General features: G+C 61.9%; 12 protein-coding genes. 5 read left to right on the forward strand and 7 right to left on the reverse strand.

Annotation, left to right across the window (positions count from 1 at the left end):
- Positions 1–53: 53 nt before the first annotated feature.
- The gene (putA, locus tag M1E16_RS02195; RefSeq protein WP_458129088.1) at positions 54–4,007 is read right to left on the reverse strand and encodes a trifunctional transcriptional regulator/proline dehydrogenase/L-glutamate gamma-semialdehyde dehydrogenase; all 3,954 of its coding nucleotides are present in this window, start codon (positions 4,005–4,007) and stop codon (positions 54–56) included.
- A gap of 462 nt (positions 4,008–4,469) precedes the next feature.
- On the opposite strand from putA, the gene putP reads away from it, so the two are divergent.
- The 3 genes from putP (at position 4,470) to M1E16_RS02210 (ending at position 9,246) form a co-directional block, all read left to right on the forward strand.
- Positions 4,470–5,954, forward strand: a complete 1,485-nt coding sequence (putP, locus tag M1E16_RS02200) for a sodium/proline symporter PutP (protein ID WP_458129089.1) — start codon at positions 4,470–4,472, stop codon at positions 5,952–5,954.
- A 288-nt stretch (positions 5,955–6,242) separates the two neighbouring features.
- A complete protein-coding gene (locus M1E16_RS02205) occupies positions 6,243–8,270 on the forward strand; it encodes a type VI secretion system Vgr family protein (RefSeq protein WP_458129090.1) in 2,028 nt (675 codons plus the stop codon).
- Positions 8,271–8,406: 136 nt separating this feature from the next.
- Positions 8,407–9,246 carry a 23S rRNA (adenine(2030)-N(6))-methyltransferase RlmJ gene (locus M1E16_RS02210; RefSeq protein ID WP_434626420.1) on the forward strand — a complete coding sequence of 280 codons (840 nt, stop codon included), beginning with the start codon at positions 8,407–8,409 and terminating at the stop codon, positions 9,244–9,246.
- An 87-nt stretch (positions 9,247–9,333) separates the two neighbouring features.
- Here the strand turns inward: M1E16_RS02210 and M1E16_RS02215 are convergent, their stop codons facing one another.
- From M1E16_RS02215 to aceE, 6 genes are all read right to left on the reverse strand, one after another.
- The gene (locus M1E16_RS02215) at positions 9,334–9,564 is read right to left on the reverse strand and encodes a hypothetical protein (RefSeq protein ID WP_458130384.1); all 231 of its coding nucleotides are present in this window, start codon (positions 9,562–9,564) and stop codon (positions 9,334–9,336) included.
- A 184-nt stretch (positions 9,565–9,748) separates the two neighbouring features.
- Positions 9,749–10,396 carry a peptide-methionine (S)-S-oxide reductase MsrA gene (msrA, locus tag M1E16_RS02220; RefSeq protein WP_434698058.1) on the reverse strand — a complete coding sequence of 216 codons (648 nt, stop codon included), beginning with the start codon at positions 10,394–10,396 and terminating at the stop codon, positions 9,749–9,751.
- 84 nt (positions 10,397–10,480) lie between these two features.
- Positions 10,481–13,174 (reverse strand): putative bifunctional diguanylate cyclase/phosphodiesterase, encoded by a 2,694-nt coding sequence (locus M1E16_RS02225; RefSeq protein ID WP_434626419.1) that lies wholly within the window; start codon positions 13,172–13,174, stop codon positions 10,481–10,483.
- 194 nt (positions 13,175–13,368) lie between these two features.
- Positions 13,369–14,760 carry an alkaline phosphatase D family protein gene (locus M1E16_RS02230; RefSeq protein ID WP_458129091.1) on the reverse strand — a complete coding sequence of 464 codons (1,392 nt, stop codon included), beginning with the start codon at positions 14,758–14,760 and terminating at the stop codon, positions 13,369–13,371.
- Positions 14,761–15,177: 417 nt separating this feature from the next.
- On the reverse strand, positions 15,178–16,824 hold the full coding sequence (aceF, locus tag M1E16_RS02235) for a dihydrolipoyllysine-residue acetyltransferase (RefSeq protein ID WP_458129092.1): 1,647 nt from the start codon (positions 16,822–16,824) through the stop codon (positions 15,178–15,180).
- 11 nt (positions 16,825–16,835) lie between these two features.
- Positions 16,836–19,481 carry a pyruvate dehydrogenase (acetyl-transferring), homodimeric type gene (aceE, locus tag M1E16_RS02240; protein WP_458129093.1) on the reverse strand — a complete coding sequence of 882 codons (2,646 nt, stop codon included), beginning with the start codon at positions 19,479–19,481 and terminating at the stop codon, positions 16,836–16,838.
- 382 nt (positions 19,482–19,863) lie between these two features.
- Here aceE and glnE point away from each other — a divergent pair, with 382 nt between their 5' ends.
- Together glnE and waaF are read left to right on the forward strand one after the other, a co-directional pair.
- The gene (gene glnE, locus M1E16_RS02245) at positions 19,864–22,803 is read left to right on the forward strand and encodes a bifunctional [glutamate--ammonia ligase]-adenylyl-L-tyrosine phosphorylase/[glutamate--ammonia-ligase] adenylyltransferase (protein ID WP_458129094.1); all 2,940 of its coding nucleotides are present in this window, start codon (positions 19,864–19,866) and stop codon (positions 22,801–22,803) included.
- A gap of 491 nt (positions 22,804–23,294) precedes the next feature.
- On the forward strand, positions 23,295–24,329 hold the full coding sequence (gene waaF / locus M1E16_RS02250) for a lipopolysaccharide heptosyltransferase II (RefSeq protein ID WP_434673388.1): 1,035 nt from the start codon (positions 23,295–23,297) through the stop codon (positions 24,327–24,329).
- The last annotated feature ends 1 nt before the right edge of the window (position 24,330 follow it).

Raw genomic sequence — 24,330 nt, forward strand, 5'->3', positions numbered from 1 at the left:
ACATTGGGTTTCGATTGCCAGGCACCTATTGCGGGTGCCTGGCCTACAGCGTTTTAGCCGATCGTCATCAGACTGGCGTTACCACCCGCCGCGGCGGTGTTGACGCTCAGCGCGCGTTCGATCACCAGGCGTTCCAGGGCGATATTGGTTTCGCCCTGGGACAAGCCATGCACCCCGACGATCGCCCCGGCGCGCTTGGCCACCTGCTGGCACACGCCGCGCAACTGGTCCGAGTCGCCGTGGTGCAGGACTGCGTCGAACAACACGTCGTCCTTGGTCCAATCGGCAACCCGCTGGATGCGCGCCTGAATGTCCTTCGGCAAGCGTGCGAACAACGCCTTGCTGGTGTCGGTTTCCGGCCACACGGCCGAGCCGCCTACGGCCAATACGGCCGCCAGCTGCGTCAGCAGGTCGCCTTCCACGTCCGCCAGGCACAACACGTGCTCGCGGGGCAGGATGGCGTAGCTGTTGCGTTCGCCGGTCGGGCCGGTCAGCTGGCGGGTGATGCCGCTTTGCGACTGGGCGGCGAACTGCACGCACAGGGCGCTCAGTTCGGCGAGCTTGTGGCTGTCGGCCCAGGCTTGCAGGGCGGTCAGCGGTTTGCTCATGGCGTCGCGCAAGCGCAGGTCCGGTGCCGACAGAGCATCGCCCCGTACGAAGGACTGCTGGATCGCATCGGTAGGACGAGTCGACAACAAGCGGTACAGGTACAGCGGGCCGCCGGCCTTCGGACCAGTGCCCGACAGGCCTTCGCCGCCGAACGGCTGCACGCCGACCACGGCACCGACGATGTTGCGGTTTACATAGACGTTACCGGCATGGACGTTGTCGATCACCTTGGCAATGGTTTCATCGATGCGCGTGTGCACGCCCAGGGTCAGGCCGTAGCCGGAGGCGTTGATCTGACCGATCAACTGGTCCAGCTCCTTGCGCTTATAGCGCACCACGTGCAGCACCGGGCCGAAGATCTCGCGTTGCAGCTCGTCGAAGCTTTCCAGCTCGATCAGGGTCGGCATCACGAAGGTGCCGCGCTTGCACTCGTCGCTGTCGGCGATTGCCATCTGATACACGGTGCGACCTTTATCGCGCATGGCCTGGATGTGTTTCTCGATACCGGCCTTGGCTTCGGCGTCGATCACCGGGCCGATGTCCACCGACAGGCGCTCGGGGTTGCCGAGGCGCGATTCGGCCATGGCGCCCTTGAGCATTTCGATGACGCGGTCGGCGGAATCTTCCTGCAGGCACAGAACACGCAGGGCCGAGCAACGCTGGCCGGCGCTGTCGAAAGCCGAGGACACCACGTCGATGACCACTTGTTCAGTCAGGGCCGAAGAGTCGACGATCATCGCGTTCTGGCCGCCGGTTTCGGCGATCAGCGGGATCGGCCGGCCCTGGTTGTCCAGGCGTCCGGCGATATTGCGTTGCAGCAGGCGCGCGACTTCGGTTGAACCGGTGAACATCACGCCTTTTACCCGATCGTCACCCACCAGGCGTGCACCAACGGTTTCGCCACGGCCCGGCAGCAATTGCAGGACGCCTTCCGGAATGCCGGCTTCAAGCATCAGGCGCACTGCCTGGGCAGCCACCAGAGGCGTCTGCTCGGCGGGCTTGGCCAGTACCGGGTTGCCGGCGGCCAGTGCGGCGGCGACCTGGCCGCTGAAAATCGCCAGCGGGAAGTTCCATGGGCTGATGCAGACCACCGGGCCCAATGGACGGTGGGCATCGTTGGTGAAATCGTTGCGCGCCTGCACCGCGTAGTAGCGCAGGAAGTCCACGGCCTCGCGTACCTCGGCGATGGCGTTGGCGAAGGTCTTGCCGGCTTCGCGGGCCAGCAGGCCCATCAGCGGCTGGATCTCGCCTTCCATCAGGTCGGCGGCGCGCTCCAGGATCGCGGCGCGTTCGGCCGGTGGCGTGGCCTGCCAGATCGGCGCGGCGTTGAGGGCGCACTGGATGGCGTTGTCGACATCGGCGACGGTAGCCTCCTGCACGTGGCCCACCACGTCACGATGATCGGCCGGGTTCAGCACCGGTGCCGGGGTTTCTTCACTGGCGGCGCAGCCGAGCATCGGCGCGGCTTTCCAGTCGTTGTGGGCGGTGGCCAGCAGGGCGCAGGACAACGAGGCCAGGCGATGTTCGTTGGCCAGGTCGATGCCACTGGAGTTGGCGCGTTCGCTGCCGTACAAATCGCGTGGCAGCGGAATGCGCGGGTGCGGCAGGCCGAAACCGCCTTCCAGCGTCGCCATCTGCTCGATGCTCGCCACTGGATCGGCCACCAGCTCCTGGATGGAAATCGACTGGTCGGCGATGCGGTTGACGAACGAAGTGTTCGCGCCGTTTTCCAGCAGGCGACGCACCAGGTAGGCCAGCAGCGTTTCGTGGGTGCCGACCGGAGCGTACACGCGGCACGGACGGTTCAGCTTGCCTTCGGAAACCTTGCCTACAACCTGTTCGTACAGCGGTTCGCCCATGCCGTGCAGGCACTGGAATTCATACTGCCCCGGGTAATAGTTCTGACCGGCGATGTGGTAAATCGCCGACAAAGTGTGGGCGTTGTGCGTGGCGAACTGCGGATAGATGACTTCCGGCACTGACAGCAGCTTGCGCGCGCAGGCGATGTAGGAAACGTCGGTGTACACCTTGCGGGTGTACACCGGATAGCCTTCCAGGCCTTCGACCTGGGCGCGCTTGATCTCGCTGTCCCAGTAGGCGCCTTTCACCAGGCGGATCATCAGGCGGTGACGGCTGCGACGAGCGAGGTCGATCACATAGTCGATGACGTACGGGCAACGCTTCTGGTAGGCCTGGATCACGAAGCCGATGCCGTTCCAGCCGGTCAGCTGCGGCTCGAAGCACAGGCGCTCGAGCAGGTCCAGGGACAGTTCGAGGCGGTCGGCCTCTTCGGCGTCGATGTTCAGGCCGATGTCGTATTGCTTGGCGAGCAGGGTCAGCGACAGCAGGCGCGGGTACAGTTCGTCCATGACGCGTTCGTACTGGGCGCGGCTGTAACGCGGGTGCAGGGCCGAAAGCTTGATGGAAATGCCCGGGCCTTCGTAAATCCCACGACCGTGAGAGGCTTTGCCGATCGAATGGATGGCTTGTTCGTACGAGGCCAGGTACTTCTGGGCGTCATGTTCGGTGAGCGCGGCTTCACCGAGCATGTCGTAGGAATAACGGAAACCCTTGGCTTCGAACTTGCTGGCGTTGGCCAGGGCTTCGGCGATGGTTTCGCCGGTGACGAACTGCTCGCCCATCAGGCGCATGGCCATGTCGACGCCCTTGCGGATCATCGGCTCGCCGCTCTTGCCAATGATGCGGCTCAGCGACGAAGTCAGGCCGGCTTCATTATGAGTGGCGACCAACTTGCCGGTCAGCAGCAGGCCCCAGGTGGCGGCGTTGACGAACAGCGACGGACTGTTGCCCAGGTGCGGCTGCCAGTTGCCGGTGCTGATCTTGTCGCGAATCAGTGCGTCGCGGGTGCCTTTGTCCGGGATGCGCAGCAGTGCTTCGGCGAGACACATCAGCGCCACGCCTTCCTGGGACGACAGGGAAAATTCCTGCAGCAGGCCCTGGACAATACCGGCACGCCCGCCGGCACTCTTCTGGTTGCGCAGTTTTTCCGCAATCGACGCCGCGAGCTTGTTGGTGGCCTCGGCCATTTCGGCCGGCAGTCGGGCCTGCTCGATCAGCATCGGCACCACTTCCGGCTCAGGGCGGCGGTAGGCGGCGGTAATGGAGGCGCGCAGGACCGATTGCGGCAGAATGCTTTCGGCGAACTCCAGGAAGCACTGGTGAGCGTGGTCGGGCTGGACTTCACCGGCATCATCGCTGTCGGCGCGGGTCGAACCGTTCAGCTCGGTCAGGGTTGCACCACCCTCGAGTTTTTCCAGGTAATTGAAAATTGCCTGCTTGATCAGCCAGTGCGGCGTGCGATCAATCGAAGTTGCGGCCGCCTTCAGGCGTTCGCGGGTCGGGTCGTCGAGTTTGACCCCAAGGGTGGTGGTAGCCATATTTTTATCCTCATGTTTACCACGTATGGCGTGGCATCAGCTGGCGGCAAGATTAGCTGCGAGCCGATAGAGGTGCAACCGGGTGCAACCTGTTTTTTGTCGAAATATTGAGCAGCTCATCAGGAAGCACCGGGCTCCGAACATGCTTCGCACTTTGTTGGTGCGCTACTGAGCCGAAAATCACCTTTGTTTGCACCAATAGCGTGCGAAAAGTCTCCTTCCGTACGAATATTCCGACTAGGTGCAACTTATTTGAACGAAACTGGTTGCACCTTATTTGAATTGTTGAATAGCATTCGCGGCCAAGGTGCAACCGGCTTCACGCCGAGGGGCATCGGCTGGTGGCTTTCCTGGGGAAACATCAGTCATAAATTCGCGGGTCCACAAAACGTCGGTACAACGTCTGCGTTGTCCGGATTTTCAACTGCCACCGCACCATAAAAACAAAGCCAGGGCGTACTCATGAGTTTCAGCAATCCTACCCTGATCACCTTCGTGATCTATATCGCAGCCATGGTCCTGATCGGCCTGATGGCTTATCGCTCCACCAACAACCTTTCCGATTACATCCTGGGCGGTCGCAGCCTGGGCAGTGTCGTGACGGCGCTCTCTGCCGGTGCCTCCGACATGAGCGGCTGGCTGTTGATGGGTTTGCCCGGCGCCATCTATATGTCCGGCCTGTCGGAAAGCTGGATCGCCATCGGCCTGATCATCGGTGCCTACCTGAACTGGCTGTTCGTGGCCGGTCGCCTGCGGGTGCAGACCGAGCACAACGGTGATGCGCTGACGCTGCCGGACTACTTCGCCAGCCGCTTCGAAGACAAGAGCGGTTTGCTGCGGATCATCTCCGCCGTCGTGATCCTGGTGTTCTTCACCATCTACTGCGCTTCCGGCATTGTTGCCGGTGCCCGTCTGTTCGAAAGCACTTTCGGCATGTCCTACGAGACCGCGCTGTGGGCCGGTGCTGCCGCGACCATTGCCTACACCTTCATCGGTGGTTTCCTGGCCGTGAGCTGGACCGACACCGTACAAGCGACCCTGATGATCTTCGCGTTGATCCTCACGCCGATCATCGTGCTGCTGGCCACCGGCGGCGTCGATACCACTTTCCTAGCCATCGAAGCGAAAGACCCTACGTCGTTCGACATGCTGAAAAACACCACCTTCATCGGCATCATCTCGCTGATGGGCTGGGGCCTGGGCTACTTCGGCCAGCCGCATATCCTGGCGCGCTTCATGGCGGCGGATTCGGTCAAGTCGATTGCCAAGGCGCGTCGCATCTCCATGGCCTGGATGATCCTGTGCCTGGGCGGCACCGTTGCCGTCGGTTTCTTCGGTATCGCCTACTTCTCGGCGCACCCTGAAGTGGCCGCTCCGGTAACCGAAAACCCTGAGCGTGTGTTCATCGAACTGGCGAAACTGCTGTTCAATCCATGGGTTGCCGGTGTCCTGCTGTCGGCCATCCTGGCGGCGGTGATGAGCACCTTGAGCTGCCAACTGCTGGTGTGCTCCAGTTCCCTGACCGAAGACTTCTACAAGACGTTCTTGCGCAAGAGCGCTTCCCAGCTGGAACTGGTCTGGGTAGGTCGTTTCATGGTGCTGCTGGTAGCGGTCATCGCCATCGCCCTGGCCGCCAACCCGGAAAACCGCGTGCTGGGCCTGGTGAGCTACGCCTGGGCCGGTTTCGGTGCGGCATTCGGTCCTGTGGTGCTGATTTCGGTGATCTGGAAAGACATGACCCGTAACGGTGCGCTGGCCGGGATCCTGGTGGGTGCGATCACTGTAATCGTCTGGAAGCATTTCGAGCTGCTGGGCCTGTACGAAATCATCCCTGGCTTCATCTTTGCCAGCCTGGCGATCTACGTGGTCAGCAAGATGGGTTCGCCAACCGCCGGCATGCTGCAGCGCTTCGAAGCGGCCGAGAAGGATTTCCGCTTGAATCAATAAGCCACTCGGCGAGGCCGTCATGGCTCGTCTGAAGGTTTGAAAAACGGCTCGTCTCTTATGGAGGCGGGCCGTTTTTTTGGAGGCGCCCCGGCCCGATTGTAGGAGAGACTTCGCCGTTACCTCACTTTGCCTGACAGGCTCTGCCAAACCGCGATGTCAGGCGATACGTTTGTTTTGTGCAACTTTTGCCTCGTCGTCTGTAAGGCAAATCTGTTTTTTCCGCTGATCGGTCCAATCCGTCATGGCTCATGCAGAATCGTTTGCCTCCCTTTCGCAGAGGCACATCGGATGTTCGCGCCTGCCAACTCGCCACGTTTTACGCTGACATTCGACAGCGGCCCGAATGAATTGCAGGTCCTTGAATTCAAGGGCACGGAAGCCGTCAGCCAGCCCTATCGCTTTGATCTGGAGCTCGTCAGCGAGCGGCCCGACCTGGTGCTTGAAGATCTATTGCATCGTCAGGCTTATCTGCGCTTCGGTCACCAAGGTGGCGGGATACACGGCCAGGTCTATAGCGTCGCCCAAGGCGATTCGGGCGAGCGGCTGAGCCGTTATCAGGTCAGCCTGGTGCCTCGCCTGGCTTACTTGCGCCATCGCATCAACCAGCGGATTTTCCAGCATCTGAGCGTGCCGGACATCGTCGCCCACGTATTGAAGGAACACGGTATTCTCGCCGATGCCTGCCAATTCACTGGTCTCGGCGGACGTTACCCCGAGCGTGAATATTGCGTGCAGTACCACGAAAGCGATCTGGTTTTTATCGAACGGATTTGCGCCGAAGTCGGCATCCACTATCACTTCCGACACAGCCCTGACGGCCACCTGCTGATATTTGGCGACGACCAGACGGTGTTCCCGCGCCTGCCCGAGTCCACTGTGTATCTCCCCGGCAGCGGCATGGCTGCCGCCGAGCCCGCCATCAAGCGCCTGGCGGTGCGGCTGCAGACCCACACCAACGCCGTGATGTTGCGCGACTACGATTTTCGCAAGCCGGGCCTCTCGTTGCAGGCGGACATCGACAATCAGCAACTTCCCGTTCTGGAGAGTTATCACTACCCCGGCCAGTTCACCGACCGCGACGATGGCCAGCATCTGGCCCAGCATGCTCTCGAACGGCAGGCGGGCGATGGGTGCCTGGCGGAGGGTGGCAGCGATGACAGCGCTTTTGCCAGCGGACATTTCATGCGTATCAAGGAGCATCCCCGGGCGCAATGGAATGATCTCTGGTTGCTGACCCAGGTTGACCACCATGGCCGCCAGCCGCAGGTGCTGGAAGAAAACGCCTCTGTCGGCGCGGATGAGTTCCAGGGCTACCGAAATAGCTTCCTCGCGATGCCGTGTGAAGTGTTCTTTCGTCCGCCGTTGCAACACAGGAAGCCGTCCGTCAACGGCTACCAGCCCGCGGTGGTGACCGGCCCGGCGGACAGCGAAATCCATTGCGACGCGTTCGGGCGGGTCAAGGTGCAACTGGTCTGGGATCGCGACGGTAAGCGTGACGAGCATTCCAGTTGCTGGCTGAGGGTGGCGAGCGGCTGGGCACACGATCACTACGGCGGCGTGATGATTCCCCGGGTCGGCATGGAAGTGCTGGTGGGGTTCATGGAGGGCGACGTGGACAAGCCGCTGGTGGTGGGCTGTCTGCCGAACGGCGCCAACCCGGTACCGCTGGACCTGCCGGCGGACAAGACCCGCAGCATATTGCGCAGCCAGAGCAGCCCCGGTGGCGGTGGCTACAACGAGTTGCGCATCGAGGACCGCAAGGGTGCCGAGGAAATCTATCTGAGGGCCCAGCGCAACTGGACCCAGCACGTGTTGCACGACCAGCGCGTGCAGGTCGATCACGAGCGCAGCATCGTGGTCACAGGCTTGTCGCGGCATGAACTGCAGAACGGCGAGCAGCGCATCACCGCAGGTCGGCGTCAGGTCGAGGTCCGCCAGGACGATCACCTGCTGGTCACGGGCGATCGGCATATCCGCGTGGCCAACCAGGCCATCAGCGCCGTGGGGGGCTTTCATGTCAGTGCCGGCCGGCAGATCGTGCTGGAGGGTGGCGCCAGCGCGACCATCCAGGCCGGTGGGCACTGGATCAATATCGGTCCGGGCGGAATCTTCAGCAGCGTGCCGATCCAGGTCGGTGGCGCGCCGATGGCAGTCATGGGGGCCGAAGCCATTGCGCCCGGCGCGGCGGAAAAACTCGCCGCCGCGCCGGTCTCGCCCCTTACCTATGCGCAAATCGTCAGCCTGAAAAGCCCCGCGCCGTTCTGCGAGGAATGCGAGCGCTGCAAGGAGGGCGCCTGTGATCTGTTGGCGTATTGAGGCTCGTTGTAAGGGGCTGCTGCGCAGCCCAGCGGGAGCAAGCTCCCTCGCCACGGGTCTGTTCGTCCGCTCGGCTGCGAACCCCTGACGTTCGGCACGCTTCAAGGTAAACTCGTCGGCCTTCGCAGGAGCCGCCATGAATTATCGCCATGCCTTCCACGCCGGCAATCACGCCGATGTGTTCAAACACCTGACCTTGACCCGCCTCATTGCCCTGATGTCGCGCAAGGAGCAGCCCTTTGCCTACCTCGATACCCACGCGGGCATCGGGCTGTACGACTTGCAGGGCGACCAGGCCAATCGCACCGGCGAATACCTGGAAGGCATCGCGCGGTTGTGGGGCCAGGATGACCTGCCGCCGCTGACCGCCGAGTACATGAAGGTGCTGCACGAGATGAATCCGGACGGTCAGTTGCGTTATTACCCGGGCTCACCGGAACTGGCGCGGCGCCTGACCCGGGCGCAGGATCGGGTGCTGCTCAATGAGAAGCATCCCGAAGACGGTGTACTGCTCAAGGACAACATGAAGGGTGACCGTCGCGTGGCGGTGCACCTGGGCGAAGGCTGGCATGTGCCACGGGCTTTGTTGCCGGTGAGCGAGAAGCGCGGGCTGATGCTCATCGATCCGCCCTTTGAACAGCTCGACGAGATGCAGCGCTGCGCCGCTTCGCTCAAGGAAGCCATCGGCCGGATGCGCCAGACGGTCGCGGCGATCTGGTACCCGGTGAAGGACCAGCGCATGTTGCGTCGCTTCTACCAGGACCTGGCCGGCACCGGCGCGCCGAAGCTGTTGCGGGTGGAATTGCTGGTGCATCCGCTGGCCACGCCGAACAGCCTGAACGGCTCCGGCCTGGCCATCGCCAATCCGCCTTGGGGGCTTGAGGAAGAATTGCGGGAATTGCTGCCCTGGTTATCCAGGAAGCTCGGGCAGACCCAGGGTGGTTGGCAGATGGATTGGTTGATTGCTGAAAGCTGATTGATGGCGCCTGATAGGCCGCCTTCGTCGGATCGCCGCCCGGAGCAGGCTCGCTCCGACAATGAAACCGGGGTACCCCCGCGAGAATCAGGCCGCCTTGCTTTTGATTTTGATTTTGATCTTGATCTTGATCTTGATCTTGATCTTGATCTTGATCTTGATCTTGAACTGAGGCGCCCCGTTAACCACGCTGGCCGAACGCAGGCATTGCGCAGTGGGCATCCCGGCATGGATGCCGGGATAGCCGCGCTGGGCCAGGGACGGCCCTTCGCGGCGGGCCCACGGAGCAATGCCGGAGTGAGGGCATGCCGAGCCCAAGCGAGGCACCAAGTGGTGGGGCAGAGCGTTTTTGGTTACTTTTGGCGCTCTTTCCAAAAGTGACCCGCCGTAAGGGCGGAACCCTAGGCAGCCGTTACCGCAGCAACGGATATGTACCCAGTCAACCGCCCCCCTGGCCGACTGTCAGGCCGCATTCGCGAGCAAGCTTTTCAGGGCCTGACGATCAGATCGGGCAAGTCACGCCCGTACCGCCAATCCCGCAATAACCTTCAGGGTTCTTCGCCAGGTATTGCTGGTGATACGCCTCGGCAAAGTAGAAGGTCGGCGCTTCGTCGATTTCGGTGGTGATTTCTCCCAGCCCGGCCTTGGCCAGTTCAGCCTGGAATACTTCCTTGCTCTTTTTCGCCGCTTCCAGCTGCTCGGGCGTGGTGCAGTAGACCACCGAGCGGTACTGGGTGCCGATGTCGTTGCCCTGGCGCATGCCCTGGGTCGGGTTGTGCAGTTCCCAGAACATCGCCAGCAGTTCGTTGTAGCTGACTTTCTCTGGCTCGTAGACGACCAGCACCACTTCGCTGTGGCCGGTCAGGCCCGAGCAGACTTCTTCGTAAGTCGGGTTTGGCGTAAAGCCGCCCGCGTAACCCACCGCCGTGCTGACCACGCCTTCACGTTGCCAGAACTTGCGCTCCGCGCCCCAGAAGCAACCCAGGCCGAAGATCGCGAAATCCACATTGGTCACGAATGGGCCCAGCAGTGGTGCGTCGAGGACGAAGTGTTTTTCCGGCACGGTCATCGGGGTTTCACGGCCAGGTAGAGCTTGATCAGGAGTAGGAAGCACGTTTTTGTTCACCAGGATTTCCGAGCGCAAGACCATCATCAGTCCTCTCAGTCAGGTTGAATTGAGCGAAATAGACCGTCAGTGTGCCTCAGAAAAGCCGCTGCTCGCTATAAGCGGCTGTCAGACAAGAGGGCCGCGCGGGTAGCGCTTGAGCTTCTCGACAAGCTCTGCACCGGGAATGGGCCGGTCGAACAGGTAGCCCTGGCCGACGTCGCAGCGGTGGCGCCGCAGGAACGCCAGCTGCTGGGCGGTCTCGATGCCTTCGGCGACGACCTTGAGTTTCAGGTTGTGGGCCATGGCGATCACGGCGGAGGTGATTTCCATGTCGTCCTGGTTGTCCGGGATTTCATGGATGAAGCTGCGATCGATCTTGATGATGTCGATCGGGAATTTCTTCAGATAGCTCAGGGATGAATAACCGGTACCGAAATCGTCCATGGCCAGGGTCAGGCCCAGGCGCTTGAGCTGGTCGAGTTGCAGGTGCGTATCTTCGGTGGCTTCGAGCAGCAAGCCTTCGGTCAGCTCCAGTTCCAGCAAGCGGGCCGGCAGTTGCTCTTCCTTGAGGATGCTGGCGATCGAGGCCACCAGGTCCGGGTCGGAGAACTGCTTGGGCGACAGGTTGATCGCCACCTGCAGGTTGCCCAGGCCGGCTGCGGTCAATTGCTTGCTCATGCGGCAAGCCTGGCGGGCGATCCATTTGCCGATGGGGATGATCAGGCCGGTTTCCTCGGCCACGCTGATGAACTGGTCCGGACGGATCATGCCTTTTTCCGGGTGGTTCCAGCGCAGCAGCGCCTCCATGCCCAGCAGGCGACCGCTGCGCAGGCACAGCTTGGGCTGGTAGAAAACGTCCAGTTCATTCTGGGTCAGGGCGCGGCGCAGGTTGTTTTCCACGAACAGCTTGTAGCTGGCCTCGGCGTTCAGCGCCTCGGTGAACACCTGGACCTGATGCTTGCCGTTGGCCTTGGCCTTGTGCAGGGCGAGGCCGGCGTTGCGCATCAGCGTCTGCGGGTCACGCCCATGCAACGGTGCGCAGGCCAGGCCGACCGAACCGGTCACGCTGATCAACTGGTTATCGACGAACATCGGCTTGTCGAGCGTCATCAGCAATTGGCTGGCGATCTGCTGGCCGGCTTCCAGGCCGGTGTCATCCAGCAGCACGGCGAACTCGTTACTGGCGAACCGTGCCAGGCTGCCGCTTGGGCTCAGGCTGTTGCGCAGGCGCCGGGCCAGGCTGATCAGCAGCTTGTCGCCGGTCTGGTGGCCGAGGCTGTCGTTGATGCGCTTGAAGTTGTCGATGTCCACCAGCAACAGGCTGATAGGCGAATCGCTGTCCCGGGCGAAGCGTTCATCGAGATTGCGAATGAACGCCGGGCGGTTGCCCAGGTTGGTCAGGTTGTCGGTGTAGGCCAGGCGTTCGATGCGCTGCTGGGCCAGTTTGGTCTGGGTGATGTCTTCGTAGATGCCGATGTAGTGGGTCAGTTCGCGGTTGTCGCCATAGACCTTGGAAATCGACAGCTGGCCCCAGTAGGGCTCGAGATTTTTGCGTCGGCTCTTGAATTCGCCCTGCCAGCTGTTGCTCTGGGCCAGGGCCGACGGTGCGTCGAAGAGCAGTTCGCTGAGATTCTCCAGGGCCGGCAGCTCGGACAGGCGCTGACCGTGGACTTCTTCAGTGGTGTACTGAGTGATGGCGGTGAAGCTCGGGTTGACGTATTCCACCACGCCGTCGCAGTTGACCAGCAGGAACGCGTTGGCGCTCTGTTCCACCGCGCGCTGGAACAAGTGCAGTGCGCTGGTGGCGGTGCGCCGGTTGTGGTTGTTGATGACCTGGGCGAACTGGTCCGCCAGTTCGCCGGCAAAGGCGATTTCATCCGATTGCCAGGCGCGGGTGGCGCCCACTTGCTCAAGGCACAGGACGCCTACCACCTGGCCGTCGATACGGATACTGGCGTCGAGAATTGCGTTGACGTCGCGGATGCGCAGGTTCTCGGCCATCTCGCGGGTGCGCGGGTCGCGCATCGCATTGTGGGCATCAATGGCGCGGCAGGTCTGCAACGCTTCCATGTAGGTTGGGAAGTCGCTGGCGTTGATTACCCCTGGAAGGAAATATCCCTGGGAGGCGCGGTTATAGGCCGAGATCGGCAGCAGTTTGCCGTCCTCCAGATTCCAGATGCTGGCGCTGTCGATCTGGTAGATATCGCAGGCGCTACGGGTAATCAGCTCGGCGGCTTCCTGCAACGAATTGTTGGCGCTATAGCGCTGGCGGGTCAGCAGCAGGATCAGGTCTTGTTGGGCGCGCACCCGGTCAAGGTGCTGGAGCTGCTCCTGCTGGGCGCGCTGGTTCAGTTCCAGGGCGATCTGCAGGCGCGAGTTCTGGGTTTCCAGATCGAGCGCCGGCACGGAGGGCTCGGTCGGCAGCAGGCTGTCCACCACCAGCAGATAGCCGCGCAGCAAATGGCGGTTGTGCTGTTTGTAGGTTTCACCCGTTTCCAGGAGGTTCAACGGTCCCCTGGCGGTGTGCAGCGTGTAGCGGATCTGATAATGAGGGGCCTGGGTCAACTGCTGCTGGATCGCGTCGTGCAGCTGGTAGCGTGCTTCCGGCTCCATGAGGCTGGCATAGGGCGAACTCACCAGCGAGCACAGCTCGACGGCCGGCAGGCCAAAGTAACGTTCGCAGTTGGGGTCGAGAAACAGTAGCGCCCAGCTTGCTTCATTCAGCCGTTCGAAACGCAGCATACCGAGCCGCGAGGGCACCGGTAACTGCGTCACTACCTCGGCCGCCATACGGCTGGCGGCATCGGGTTGGCTTTTCATGAGGGAAACTCGCTTCGAAGATGCTGATCGCGCCGGGCTGACGCCCTCGTTATTACGGATTGCCGCAAGGTTGCATCATTGCGGCACTAGCTGACAAGAGACATGAAGGCCAAGTGCTATAAACCTTTTATCGGCCGATCAGCGGATTTCTCCAGTGGCCGGCCGATCAGAGGCATTCGTTGTGCCACCGCAGGTCAGCGCAACGGTATATCGACGACCTCCAAGGGGCTGCCGTCACGGTCATGAAAGGTCACTTGAATGCTCTGGGTCGTTACTCGCAGCTGAGCGAAATTGTCCTGGCTGATGACTTTGCTGGTCAGTTCATATCGATACTCGCCGCCCGCTGCCTTGGCCATGGGCTCGCCGATGATAAAACTCGAGGCTGTGGCGTAGGGCAGCAGCAGGCTGTTGCACAGCGGCGAGGAAACGATGGTGTGGACTGCGAAATCAGGATCCTGGTTATGAACCAGGCGGCTGGTCAGGGAGCCGTGCACGTCGCCGGACACGAAGATCACGTTTTTGATCCGGTGCGTGCGGATGGCTTCGATCAGGCGCAGGCGTTGGTTCGGGAAAGCTTGCCAGGCGTCTCCGTCATCCAGTTTGCGATCGGGATAGAACATGACGCTGGTTACGACAAGCTTGACCCGGGCAGTGCTGCCGATGAGCCATTCGAGCAGCGCCTGCTCCTGTTCCTGATCAAGGATGCGCCGGTCAGCGGCCGACAGGTTGCGTCGGGTCCGGCTGTCGGTGACGAACCATTGGATATCCCCGTGAGCGAACAGGTACCAGAATCGTCGCGGCGGTCGGCCTGGGCTAGCGTCGTCCAGGTCTTCGCCAGCCGGGCCATGGCTGGCCTGATACAGCGCATAGGCATCCAGGGCATTGGCGTATAGACGCTCATCGTCCGGTTCTTTATTGGCGGGCCAGTTGTCCTCGATTTCATGGTCATCGAGGATCATGTAGGTCGGTACGCTGGACATCAACCGCCTGATGTGCGGCTGGGAAAAGGCCGTGCGGTACTTGAACAGAATGTCCCGGGCACTGCGGTCCGGGGCGACCTTGTTCAGGTCATCGAGGTAGACCTGGTCACCGGCCATCAACACGGCACTGATCGGTGGGTCAGCCTGTTTCACGAGGCGGTTGATGCTCGCGAAGATCCGATCACCGAGCCCGGGCAGCAACGGCATGTCGCCGACGATCTGCAAATAGCGACAGGAGCCTACGATATAACTGCGAGCAGCGTTGTCGGTGCCGGACGGCGTATGCAGGTGGTAAACCTCCCCGGGCCATGGCAATAGCAATTGACCCACGGTCTCCGCGGTATGGGTCGGGCGCATGGGGCTGAACCAGCCCGCCTGGTATTCGTAGGCGGTATCGGCGCGAAGACCTTTGAGCACGATGACTGCGGTCATGTCGCGGTAAGCCTTCAATTGCACGAATTGGCCTTGCGACCAGCCGGTGTCACCTTGGCGCCTGTGGCGAATCCCGGCGAAGACCCTGTTGCTGGCGTGGTCGCCGCGCAGGAATATCCGCGCATGGTGGGTCGTGGTGTGGCCGACGATAGGGCCAACGGTAGGTTTGAACATATTCGAATCCATTCGAAGTTTAATGGGGCACGCATCAAGATGCCTTGGCGGTTCGATGCTAAGGCTTGGCGTGTCGTAAATATCCATAGGGAAGGGGGCGCACGTTGTAGGCAATGACTACAGGGGGTGTAGTTATTTGAATCTTGCGCAGTAGGGAATTACCGCGTCGCCTGACCTGCCGCTATCGCGAGCAGGCTCGCTCCCACAGGGGTCTTCATCAGTTTCAAATGCTGGGCAGCGCCGCAAATCCATTGTGGGAGCGAGCTTGCTCGCGATGAGGTCGGCACATCCTGCACCGATGTACCTGACTTGAATTGCAGACAAAAAAAGCCCCGCCAGACGGGCGGGGTTGAGGTACGAGCGTGGCGCTCGGAAAACGAATCCCGAATGGCCCTCCGCGAGGAGGGCCATTCGGTGTCACAGCAGGATGGTGCGGATGTCGCCCAGCAGGTCGCTCAAGCGCTTGGTGAAGCGTGCAGCGGCCGCACCATTGATCACACGGTGATCGTAGGACAGCGACAGCGGCAGCATCAGCTTGGGCTGGAAGGCTTTACCGTCCCAGACTGGCTGGATGGTGGCCTTGGAGACACCCAGGATCGCCACTTCCGGCGCGTTGACGATCGGCGTGAAGCCGGTGCCGCCAATGTGACCGAGGCTGGAGATGGTGAAGCAGGCGCCCTGCATGTCGTCGGCGGTGAGCTTCTTGTTCCGGGCTTTTTCGGCCAGGGCAGCGGCTTCGCCAGCCAGTTGCAGCAGGCTCTTCTGGTCGACGTTACGGATGACCGGTACCAGCAGGCCTTCCGGGGTGTCGACGGCAAAGCCGATGTGCACGTACTTCTTGCGGATCACAGCCTTGCCGCTTGGGGCCAGGGAACTGTTGAAGTCCGGCAATTCCTTGAGCAGGTGCGCGCAAGCCTTGAGCAGCAGCGGCAACACGGTCAGCTTCACGCCGGCCTTTTCGGCCACGGCTTTCTGTGCGACGCGGAAGGCTTCCAGTTCGGTGATGTCAGCCTGGTCGAACTGAGTCACGTGTGGAATGTTCAGCCAGCTGCGATGCAGGCTCGACGCACCGATCTGCATCAGGCGGGTCATCGCGACTTCTTCGGTTTCACCGAAGCGGCTGAAGTCCACTGCCGGAATCGGCGGGATACCCGCGCCGCCAGTGGCACCTTCGGCCGGTGCGTTCTTGGCCTTCTGCATCATGGCCTTGACGTAGGCCTGCACGTCTTCCTTCAGCACGCGGCCATGAGGACCGCTTGGACCGACGGCCGACAGCTCTACGCCGAACTCACGGGCCAGCTGACGCACGGCTGGGCCGGCGTGCACCTTGGCACCGCTTGGCGCAGGCGCAGCGGCGACAGGGGCAGGAGCCGCTTCGGCCTTGGCGGCAGGCGCGGCGGCTGGAGCCGGAGCCGGGGCCGACTCAGCCTTGGCAGCAGGCGCAGCAGCCGGGGCTGGCGCGGCAGGTGCCGAGGCACCGGCCACTTTCAGCTTGAGGATCAAGTCACCGGTGCCGACTTCGTCGTCCAGCTTGACCTCGACGCTTTCCACCACGCCGGCAGCCGGCGAAGGGATTTCCATGCTGGCCTTGTCGGATTCCAGGGTGATCAGCGACTGGTCGGCTTCGACGGTGTCGCCGGCCTTGACCAGTACTTCGATGATCTTGGCCTTGCCCGACGAACCGATGTCCGGGACATGAATGTCCTGGACAGAGGCCGCGGCAGGTGCAGCCGCAGCCGCCGGAGCGGCTTCTGCAGCCGGTGCAGCGGCAGGCTTTTCAGCCGCCGCCGGGGCCGCAGCGGGCGCTGGCGCTTCAGGTGCCGCAGCGGCGCCTTCGACTTCCAGTTCCAGCAGCTCGTCGCCCTCTTTCAGGCGATCGCCCAGCTTCACTTTCAGGCTCTTGATGACACCGGCCTTCGGCGCGGGCACTTCCATGCTGGCCTTGTCCGATTCAAGCGTCAGGATGCTCTGGTCGGCTTCGATGCGGTCGCCGACCTTCACAAACAGTTCAATTACTTCACCTTCACCGCTGCCGATGTCAGGTACGCGAATGAGTTCGCTCACGAAAATTCTCCTCAGCAGTCCAGTGGGTTGCGTTTTTCCGGATCGATGCCGAACTTGACGATGGCCTCGGCCACCACCTTGGGTTCGATATCGCCGCGGTCAGCCAGTGCTTCCAGGGCTGCCAACACAACGAACTTACGGTCGACTTCGAAGAAGTGACGCAGCTTCTTGCGGCTGTCGCTACGGCCGAAACCGTCGGTGCCCAGCACCTTGAACTCCTTGGAAGGAACCCACTGGCGGATCTGCTCGGCGAACAGCTTCATGTAGTCGGTAGAGGCGATGACCGGCCCTTTGCGACCGTTCAGGCATTCTTCGACGTAGCTCAGTTTCGGCTTCTGGCCAGGGTGCAGGCGGTTGCTGCGCTCTACAGCGAGGCCGTCGCGACGCAATTCGTTGAAGCTGGTGACGCTCCAGACGTCGGCGCCGACGTTGAATTCTTCGCGCAGGATTTTCGCCGCTTCACGCACTTCGCGCAGGATGGTGCCGGAGCCCATCAGCTGGACGTGGTGCGCCGCTTCGCGGGTGTCTTCCTCGAGCAGGTACATGCCCTTGACGATACCTGCCTCGACGCCGGCCGGCATGGCTGGCTGCTGGTAGGACTCGTTCATCACGGTGATGTAGTAGAAGACGTCCTGTTGCTCTTCGGTCATCTTCTTCATGCCGTCCTGGATGATCACCGCCAGCTCGTAGCCGTAGGTCGGATCATAGGTGCGGCAGTTCGGGATGGTCCCGGCCAGCATGTGGCTGTGGCCATCTTCGTGTTGCAGGCCTTCGCCGTTCAGCGTGGTCCGGCCAGCGGTACCGCCGATCAGGAAACCACGGGTACGGCTGTCGCCAGCGGCCCAGGCCAGGTCGCCGATACGCTGGAAGCCGAACATCGAATAGAAGATGTAGAACGGCAGCATCGGCTGGTTGTGGCTGGAGTACGAAGTACCGGCGGCAATGAACGAGCTCATGGCGCCCGCTTCGTTGATGCCTTCTTCGAGGATCTGGCCCTTCTTGTCCTCGCGGTAGAACATCACCTGGTCTTTATCGACTGGCTCGTAGAGCTGGCCGACGGACGAGTAGATGCCCAACTGGCGGAACATGCCTTCCATACCGAAGGTACGGGCTTCGTCCGGGATGATCGGAACGATGCGCTGGCCGATCTCCTTGTCCTTGACCAGTTGCGCGAGGATCCGCACGAAGGCCATGGTGGTGGAGATTTCACGGTCGCCCGAGCCGTCCAGGATCGCCTTGAGGGTTTCCAGTGGCGGGGTCGGGATGCTGAAGCTCTTGGCGCGGCGCTGCGGCACGAAACCGCCCAGTGCGGCACGGCGCTCGGCCAGGTAACGGGCCTCGGCGCTGCCTTCTTCCGGCTTGAAGAACGGCAGGTTTTCCAGCTCGCTGTCCTTGACCGGAATGTCGAAGCGATCGCGGAACAGCTTCAGGCTGTCGACATCGACCTTCTTGGTGTTGTGCGCGGTGTTCTTCGCTTCGCCGGCACCGGTGCCATAACCCTTGATGGTCTTGGCCAGGATGACGGTCGGCTGCTCTTTGTGATTGACCGCCTGGTGGTAAGCCGCATAGACCTTGTACGGGTCATGGCCGCCACGGTTGAGCTTCCAGATCTCGTCGTCGGACAGGTCGGCGACCATCGCCTTGAGTTCAGGCGAGTTGAAGAAGTGCTCGCGGACGAACGCGCCGTCCTTGGCCTTGTAGTTCTGGTACTCGCCGTCGATGACTTCGTCCATGCGACGCTGCAGGATGCCGTCGACGTCCTTGGCCAGCAGTGGGTCCCAGAAACGGCCCCAGATGACTTTGTTGACGTTCCACTGGGCGCCACGGAACACGCCTTCGAGTTCCTGGATGATCTTGGCGTTGCCGCGAACCGGGCCGTCGAGGCGCTGCAGGTTGCAGTTGATGACGAAGATCAGGTTGTCGAGCTTCTCGCGGCCGGCCAGGGAGATTGCGCCCAGGGATTCCGGCTCGTCGCACTCGCCGTCACCCATGAAGCACCAGACTTTCTGCTTGCCGGCCGGGATGAAGCCACGGGCTTCCAGGTACTTCATGAAGCGCGCCTGGTAGATCGCCTGGATCGGGCCCAGGCCCATGGATACGGTCGGGAACTGCCAGAAATCGGGCATCAGCCAAGGGTGCGGATAGGAGGACAGGCCGTTGCCGTCCACTTCCTGGCGGAAATTGTTCATCTGGTCTTCGGTGATGCGGCCTTCCATGAACGCACGGGCGTAGACGCCTGGCGATGCGTGACCCTGGAAGTAGATCAGGTCGCCGCCGTGTTCGTCGGTCGGGGCCTGGAAGAAGTAGTTGAAGCCGATGTCATACAGCGTCGCGCTGGAGGCGAAGCTGGAGATGTGACCGCCCAGGTCAGAATCTTTCAGGTTGGTCCGCACGACCATGGCCAACGCGTTCCAACGCACCAGCGAGCGAATGCGGCGTTCCATGAACAGGTCGCCAGGCATGCGTGCTTCGTGGGTGACGGGGATTGTGTTGCGGTACGGCGTGGTGATGGCGTAGGGCAGTTGCGAACCGCTGCGGGTTGCGAGTTCGCCCATACGGGTCATCAGGTAATGAGCACGGTCTTCGCCTTCTTTGTCGAGAACCGATTCCAGGGCGTCCAGCCATTCCTGGGTTTCGACGGGATCGAGGTCTTGCATGGCTTGCTCCAGGGCGGAAAGGCTACCAGAATCGGTTGCCTGAGTTTGCGACTGGCCTTGTGGGCAGACGATATAAATTCTTGGATTGCCGAAGGTTGTTTCGGCGGCGTGTAGTTTTACTACAAATCGTTGGCCGTTTCAGCCTTTCGAATGTATAGACGAGTAGTAAAACTACACATGAGCGGCTTATGGCCCCTCGTTTCGTTGTGAGAATAATCGTTACTGTTGGTCTTTAGCCAACTCGAACAGGTAAAAACTTGATGCCGGCTGCCAATAAAATCAGAAAATCAGCTATTTATCATCTTTGTTCGACAGTCGATCAGGTAGTGGCTTTGCAAAAAACACTACATCCAGCCTTTCCCGCGCCGATCAAGGATAGACCATGAGCCTGCCCTCGCTTGCCGAAATTCCGGCAATTCTCCAGTCATTGGTCAGTCGCGCCGAGCAGTCGTTCCGCGCGGCGGTCGCTTCGCTGGACGACGATCACGGGCTGTCCGCCTGGACGCCGCAGCGTTGGGCCGAGTTCAACCGCGTCGCCGCTGCCAGTGACTTTGTCATCGAACAAAGTGTACGGGATCCTGCGATGCTGCTGGAACTGGTGCGCAGCGGTGAGCTGGACCGCAGCCTGGCGGCGGGTGAAATGTGCGGGCAGATCGCCGCTGCCGTACAAGCCGCCGAGAGCGAGGACGAACTGGGTCGCGTGCTGCGTCGCCAGCGCACCCGTCAGCAGGTGCGGATCATCTGGCGCGACCTGACCCGCCAGGCCGATCTGGTACAGACCTGTCGTGATCTCTCGGACATGGCCGACACCTGCATCGACCAGGCGTATCAGTGGTTGTACCAGCGCCTGAGCCAGCAATTCGGCACCCCCACCGGCCGGCGCAGTGGCGAGCCGCAGCAGATGGTCATCCTGGGCATGGGCAAGCTGGGAGCGGTGGAACTGAACCTGTCGTCGGACATCGACCTGATCTTTGCCTACCCCGAAGGCGGCGAAACCGTTGGCGCGAAGCGGCCGCTGGATAACCAGGAGTTTTTCATCCGCGTCGGCCAGCGGCTGATCAAGGCCCTCGACCCGATGACCGTCGACGGGTTCGTGTTCCGCGTCGACATGCGCTTGCGCCCCTACGGCTCGGCCGGTGCCCTGGTATTGAGCTTCAATGCCCTGGAACAGTATTACCAGGATCAGGGGCGCGACTGGGAACGCTACGCCATGATCAAGGCGCGGGTGGTGGCCGGCAACCAGGTGGCCGGCGCGCAATTGCTCGACATGCTGCGCCCGTTCGTCTATCGCCGTTACCTGGATTTCTCTGCCATCGAAGCGCTGCGCACCATGAAGCAGCTGATCCAGCAGGAGGTGCGGCGCAAAGGCATGGCCGACAACATCAAGCTGGGCTCGGGCGGCATTCGCGAGGTGGAGTTCATTGCCCAGGCGTTCCAGCTGATCCATGGCGGTCGTGACCTGAGCTTGCAGCAACGGCCGTTGTTGAAGGTGTTGGGTACCCTGGAAGGCCAGGGCTATCTGCCGGCCAAGGTCATTGATGAATTGCGCCAGGGGTATGAATTCCTGCGATACACCGAGCACGCGATCCAGGCCATTGCCGATCGCCAGACCCAGATGCTGCCGGATAACCCGCAAGACCAGGCGCGCATTGCGTTCATGCTGGGCTTCGTCGATTGGGCGGCGTTCCACGAGCAGTTGATGTACTGGCGCGGTCGGGTGGCGTGGCATTTTGGCCAGGTCATCGCGGACCCGGATGAGGACGAGGGCGGCGAAGGCGAAGTGGTGGTTGGCGGCGAATGGTTGCCATTGTGGGAAGACAGTCAGGACGAGGAGGCGGCGTGTCGTCAGTTGGAGGAGGCCGGTTTTGCCGATGCACCCAAAGCGCTCAAGGCCCTCGCTGTCCTGCGTGCCAGCCCGCAGTTGCGCGCCATGCAGCGCCTGGGGCGCGAGCGCCTGGACGCGTTCATTCCGCGCCTGCTCGCCCAGGCTGTGGAACATGCCGACCCGGACCTGGTGCTCGAACGGGTATTGCCGCTGGTAGAGGCCGTCGCCCGCCGTTCGGCCTATCTGGTGCTGTTGACCGAGAACCCCGGCGCCCTGCGGCGTTTGTTGACGCTGTGCGCGGCGAGTCCGTGGATCGCCGAGCAGATCACCCGGTTCCCGCTGTTGCTCGATGAATTGCTCAATGAAGGCCGTTTGTTCAAGCCGCCCCTGGCGCCTGAGCTCGCGGCGGAGTTGCGCGAGCGCCTGACACGAATTCCCGAGGACGATCTCGAGCAGCAGATGGAAGCCTTGCGGCATTTCAAACTGGCGCACCGCTTGCGGGTGGCCGCCTCGGAAATCGCCGGCAGCCTGCCGCTGATGAAAGTCAGCGATTACCTGACCTGGCTGGCCGAAGCGATTCTCGAACAGGTACTGGCCCTGGCCTGGCGCCAGACGACGGCCAAGCATGGGGTGCCACTGCGCACCGACGGCAGCCTGTGTGATCCGGGCTTCATTATTGTCGGTTATGGAAAAGTCGGCGGCCTGGAACTGGGACATGGTTCCGACCTGGACCTGGTGTTTATCCACGACGGTGACCCGCAGGCCGAAACCGACGGTCCGAAACCCATCGATGGCGCGCAGTTTTTCACCCGGCTTGGTCAGCGGATCATTCATTTGCTGACGGCCCAGACCAACTCCGGGCAGCTGTATGAGGTGGACATGCGCCTGCGACCTTCCGGGGCGTCGGGCTTGCTGGTCAGTTCCCTGGGGGCGTTTGCCCGTTACCAGGAAAACGAAGCCTGGACCTGGGAGCATCAGGCGCTGGTACGTGCCCGGGTGCTGGTGGGCAGCCAGGATGTGGGCCAGGCGTTCGAAAAAGTCCGCGTTCAGGTGCTGGGACGCTCGCGTGACTTGCCGACTTTGCGCCAGGAGGTCAGCGAGATGCGCGCCAAGATGCGCGATAATCTCGGCAGCAAGGCCACCGCCGCCGGAACCGCGCCAAATGCCTTCGAAGCCACGGCACCCTTCGATCTCAAGCAGGATGCCGGAGGTATCGTCGATATTGAATTTATGGTGCAATACGCGGCCCTGGCGTGGTCCGAGGAACATCCATCGCTGGTCCGCTATACCGACAACATCCGCATCCTGGACGGGTTGCAGGAGGTCGGGTTGCTGCCCGCCGAGGACGCCACGCTGTTGCGCGAAGCCTACAAGGCCTACCGCTCCGCCGCCCACCGCCAGGCTCTGCAGAAAGACGCCGGGGTGATCGCAGGCGACCAGTTCGTCGAGGAGCGTCGACAGGTGATGCGGATCTGGCGGGAGTTGGGGCTGAGCTGAAGGTATATGAGCTGAAGATATAAATGTGGGAGCGAGCCTGCTCGCGAAGGCGGAGTGCCAGGCGCCATGGATGCTGGATATGCCGGCCTCTTCGCGAGCAGGCTCGCTCCCACATTGGATTTGTGGTGCTGCGCAGTAATTGAAACTTGTGCAGGACCCCTGTGGGAGCGAGCCTGCTCGCGAAGGCGGAGCGTCAGGCGCCATGGATGCTGGATGTGCCGGCCTCTTCGCGAGCAGGCTCGCTCCCACAGTGGATTGGTGTTTTGCGCAGTACTTGGGGTAAATGAATCCCCCTGTGGGAGCGAGCCTGCTCGCGAAGGCGGAGTGCCAGGCGCCATGGATGCTGGATGTGCCGGCCTCTTCGCGAACAGGCTCGCTCCCACAACAGATCGGTGGTGTGTTGTAGATTAGGGCAACAGGCAGCGACCTAAGCCACAGTGATTCTCGAGGCGGGGAGGCGTAGGCCTCCCCGTAGCGTTTTTGGAAAGCTCATGAATATTCTGATCGTTGGACCCAGTTGGGTCGGTGACATGGTGATGGCGCAGACACTGTTCCAGTGCCTCAAGCAGCGTCATCCGCAGTGCGAAATCGATGTCCTGGCCCCCGAGTGGAGCCGGCCGATTCTTGAGCGCATGCCGCAGGTGCGCAAGGCCTTGAGCTTCCCGCTCGGTCATGGCGTGCTTGAGCTGGCTACCCGCCGGCGCATCGGCAAATCCCTGGCCGGTCAGTACGACCAGGCGATCCTGCTGCCCAATTCGCTGAAATCGGCGTTGGTGCCGTTCTTCGCCAGCATCCCCAAGCGCACTGGCTGGCGTGGCGAATTTCGCTATGGCTTGCTCAACGATGTGCGCACGCTGGATAAAGATCGTTATCCGCTGATGATCGAGCGCTTCATGGCCCTGGCCTACGAGCCGGGCGCCGAGTTGCCCAAGCCTTATCCGCGACCGAGCCTGCAGATCGACCCGGTGACGCGCGAAACGGCCCTGGCCAAGTTCGGCCTGACCCTGGACCGGCCGGTACTGGCGCTGTGCCCGGGTGCCGAATTTGGTGAGTCCAAACGCTGGCCGGCCGAGCATTACGCCCAGGTGGCCGAGGCGAAGATCCGCGAAGGCTGGCAAGTCTGGCTGTTCGGTTCGAAAAACGATCACTCCGTGGGCGAGGACATCCGCTCGCGGCTGATCCCGGGCCTGCGGGAGGAGTCGACCAATCTGAGCGGCGACACGTCCCTGGCCGAGGCCATTGATCTGTTGTCCTGCGCTGATTCCGTGGTGTCCAACGACTCCGGCCTGATGCACGTCGCGGCGGCGTTGAACCGCCCTCTGGTGGCGGTCTACGGTTCCACCTCGCCGGGCTTCACGCCGCCGTTGGCCGACAAAGTCGAAGTCGTGCGCCTGGGCATCGAATGCAGCCCATGCTTCGATCGCACCTGCCGCTTCGGCCACTACAATTGCCTGCGCCAGCTCATGCCACCGTCGGTGAACGAGGCCCTGGAGCGATTGCAGGGCTCACCCGTGGAGGTCCGGTAAC

The organism is Pseudomonas sp. Z2-11 (assembly GCF_054161305.1).

Bases quoted from the DNA above. Each gene is read 5' to 3' on its own strand.
- putA (WP_458129088.1), bottom strand. From the start codon at position 4,007: ATGGCTACCACCACCCTTGGGGTCAAACTCGACGACCCGACCCGCGAA.
- putP (WP_458129089.1), top strand. From the start codon at position 4,470: ATGAGTTTCAGCAATCCTACCCTGATCACCTTCGTGATCTATATCGCA.
- M1E16_RS02205 (WP_458129090.1), top strand. From the start codon at position 6,243: ATGTTCGCGCCTGCCAACTCGCCACGTTTTACGCTGACATTCGACAGC.
- M1E16_RS02210 (WP_434626420.1), top strand. From the start codon at position 8,407: ATGAATTATCGCCATGCCTTCCACGCCGGCAATCACGCCGATGTGTTC.
- msrA (WP_434698058.1), bottom strand. From the start codon at position 10,396: ATGGTCTTGCGCTCGGAAATCCTGGTGAACAAAAACGTGCTTCCTACT.
- M1E16_RS02225 (WP_434626419.1), bottom strand. From the start codon at position 13,174: ATGAAAAGCCAACCCGATGCCGCCAGCCGTATGGCGGCCGAGGTAGTG.
- M1E16_RS02230 (WP_458129091.1), bottom strand. From the start codon at position 14,760: ATGTTCAAACCTACCGTTGGCCCTATCGTCGGCCACACCACGACCCAC.
- aceE (WP_458129093.1), bottom strand. From the start codon at position 19,481: ATGCAAGACCTCGATCCCGTCGAAACCCAGGAATGGCTGGACGCCCTG.
- glnE (WP_458129094.1), top strand. From the start codon at position 19,864: ATGAGCCTGCCCTCGCTTGCCGAAATTCCGGCAATTCTCCAGTCATTG.
- waaF (WP_434673388.1), top strand. From the start codon at position 23,295: ATGAATATTCTGATCGTTGGACCCAGTTGGGTCGGTGACATGGTGATG.